The following is a 2,685-nucleotide window of genomic DNA, read 5'->3' as shown; positions in this document are numbered from 1 at the left end:
AGCGGTGGGTCAGTCAGCGCATGTAGCGACTGACACTCCGTATTCGCGAGCAAGCCCGCTCCCACATTTGGATTGCACTTCGATCCAGATCAATGTTGTGCCTGGAGCCCTGCCGTATACTTCCCGCCTGTATTGTCGGAAAAATACCCCATGAACAACATCGACCCCGCCCTCTTCGAAGAATGGATGATGACCGGCCTGGTCACCATCCTCATCATTTTCATGGGCTTTATCGTCTGGGACCTGGCGAAGAAGTCCAAGGCCGGGCGCTTTGGCTCGTTCATCCTGTTCTTCGTACTGGGCCTGGGTGTGGCCGCGTTCATCATCAAGAGCGTGGTGATCGGCCTGATCGAGTCCGGTGCCCTATAGGCGCGCCGGCACTTCCTTCCACTGGCCCTGGTCCAGGCCGTCAATCGTCCAGTCGCCAATTCGTACACGCACCAGGCGCAAGGTGGGCAAGCCTACTGCCGCCGTCATACGCCGAACCTGGCGGTTGCGCCCTTCCCGAATCACCAATTCCAGCCACGACGTGGGCACGCTTTTGCGAAAGCGTACCGGCGGGTTGCGCGGCCATAACTCGGGCTCAGCCAACTGCCGGGCTTCGGCGGGCAGGGTCATGCCGTCGTTGAGCTCCACACCGGCACGCAGGCGTTGCAGTTGTTCTTCACTCGGTTCGCCTTCCACCTGCACCCAATAGGTTTTCGCCAGCTTGTGCTTGGGGTCGGCGATCCGCGCCTGCAACTGGCCATCGTTGGTCAGCAGCAGCAAACCTTCGCTGTCACGGTCCAGGCGGCCCGCCGGGTAGATGCCGGGGATGTCGATGAAATCCTTGAGGGTCGCGCGCCCGCCTTCGTCGCTGAACTGGGTCAGCACGTCGAAGGGTTTGTTGAACAGGATCAACTTCGGCTCGGCCGGCGGCGCCTTGGCAACGCGACGCGCGGCGGAATACGGGGGCTTCACGCCAGGGCGGCGCGAATCGGGACGGGTGGGACGGGACATGGCTTCGGTACATCTAACGGTCAGGACCGACAATGCTAGTGGCCTGACCGTTAAATGACCATCCCAACCGCTTAGCGGAACGGCGGCTCGTCGAAGCTGCGCAGTTTGCGCGAGTGCAGCGAGTTGAGTTCGGTGCGCAGCAAATCCACCGCCTCGATGCCGATCTTCAAGTGCTGGCTCACCGCACGCTCATAGAACGCGTTGGCCGAACCCGGCAGCTTGATCTCGCTGTGCAGCGGCTTGTCCGAGACACACAGCAACGTGCCGTACGGCACCCGCAGGCGATAACCCTGGGCGGCGATGGTGCCGCTTTCCATGTCCACCGCCACGGCGCGGGACAGGTTGATAAGCGGCCGTTCCTGGGCCCAGCGCAGCTCCCAGTTACGGTCGTCGTAGGTCAGCACGGTGCCGGTGCGCAGGCGTTTTTTCAGCTCTTCGCCTTTTTCGCCGGTGACGTTGGCGGCCGCTTGCTGCAAGGCCATCTGCACTTCGGCCAGGGCCGGGATCGGGATATTCGGCGGCACCACCCGGTCGAGAATCCCGTCGCGGCGCATATAGGCGTGGGCCAGTACGTAATCACCGATGGTCTGGGATTGGCGCAGGCCGCCGCAGTGGCCGATCATCAGCCAGCAATGCGGACGCAGCACCGCCAGGTGGTCGGTGATGTTCTTGGCGTTGGACGGGCCGACACCGATGTTCACCAGGGTCACACCGTGGCCATCAGTGGCTTGCAAGTGATAGGCCGGCATCTGATAACGGTGCCAGACCACGCCCGCTGCAATGGCAGACGCTTCGCCGTGGTCCATGGCTTTGTCGATCACCACGTTGCCCGGCAGCACCATGCGGATAAAACGCGGGTCGCTGCGCAGTTGTTCCAGGCCATGCAGGATGAACTGGTCCACGTAGCGGTGGTAGTTGGTCAGCAGGATCCACGGCTGCACATGGCGCCAGTCGCTGCCGGTGTAGTGCACCAGGCGGCGCAGGGAAAAGTCCACGCGGGCCGCATCGAACAGCGCCAGGGGCAGCGGGTCGGTGTTTTCCCAGTCGTAGAGGCCGTCGGCGATGCCATCGGTGGCGGCCGACAGGTCGGTGCTCGGGAACACACGGGCCAGGGTCGCGGCGGTCACGCCGGAGCCGGCCAGTTCATCGCCCTGCTCCACCACGTACGGGTACGGGATGTTTTGCTGGCTGACGCCCACTTCCACCGTCACGGTGAAGTCGTGCATCAGCGGCACCAGTTGCTCCAGCAGATACTTACGGAACGCGGCGGGATGGGTGACGGTGACGCTGTAGGTCCCCGGCAACTGGACCTTGGCGTACGCCCGGGTAGTCTGTGGGACTTCGCCGTGGCAGTGGTAGGTCAGGCGCAGTTCCGGGTAGCGAAACAGCGCGCGTTGTTCGGCGTCGGGCTCGACGCGGTCTTTGAGGTATTGCTTGAGGGCCTGGTTGAGTGCGCCGGTAGCACGCTCATGCAGAGCCGCCAGCCGGTCCACGGCTTCTTCGGCGGATTGAACGACAACAAAAGCTTCGGTCACGGTAAGCATCCTGTGTTCTGACGTGCAGGCCTTTATCTTGCCTGTATCCCAGCCCTACTGAAACATAGGAATTGGAATGCGATTAATAATGTGGGAGCGGGCTTGCTCGCGAATGCGGTGGGTCAGCTACTGAATAGGTGACTGATACACC

3 protein-coding genes are annotated in these 2,685 nt (G+C 62.5%); 1 reads left to right on the top strand and 2 read right to left on the bottom strand.

Annotated features, from left to right (window positions below; genetic code table 11):
- The first annotated feature begins 159 nt into the window (after nt 1–159).
- Nucleotides 160–369 (top strand): DUF2788 domain-containing protein, encoded by a 210-nt coding sequence (locus tag NUV89_RS29060; protein ID WP_025999909.1) that lies wholly within the window; start codon nt 160–162, stop codon nt 367–369.
- Here the strand turns inward: NUV89_RS29060 and NUV89_RS29055 are convergent.
- Together NUV89_RS29055 and amn are read right to left on the bottom strand one after the other, a co-directional pair.
- Nucleotides 364–999, bottom strand: coding sequence for a pseudouridine synthase (locus NUV89_RS29055; RefSeq protein ID WP_242551609.1), 636 nt, complete (start codon nt 997–999; stop codon nt 364–366). The two genes, NUV89_RS29060 and NUV89_RS29055, sit on opposite strands and share 6 nt — an antisense overlap.
- A gap of 71 nt (nt 1,000–1,070) precedes the next feature.
- Complete coding sequence (amn, locus tag NUV89_RS29050; protein ID WP_163011824.1) at nt 1,071–2,543, bottom strand: AMP nucleosidase; 1,473 nt, start codon at nt 2,541–2,543, stop codon at nt 1,071–1,073.
- Between the last annotated feature and the right edge of the window lie 142 nt (nt 2,544–2,685).

Source organism: Pseudomonas sp. 18.1.10 (genome assembly GCF_024655625.1).
GTDB lineage: Bacteria > Pseudomonadota > Gammaproteobacteria > Pseudomonadales > Pseudomonadaceae > Aquipseudomonas.
Note: the sequence above shows the minus strand (reverse complement) of the source record. Positions and strands in the feature narration are given on the sequence as shown.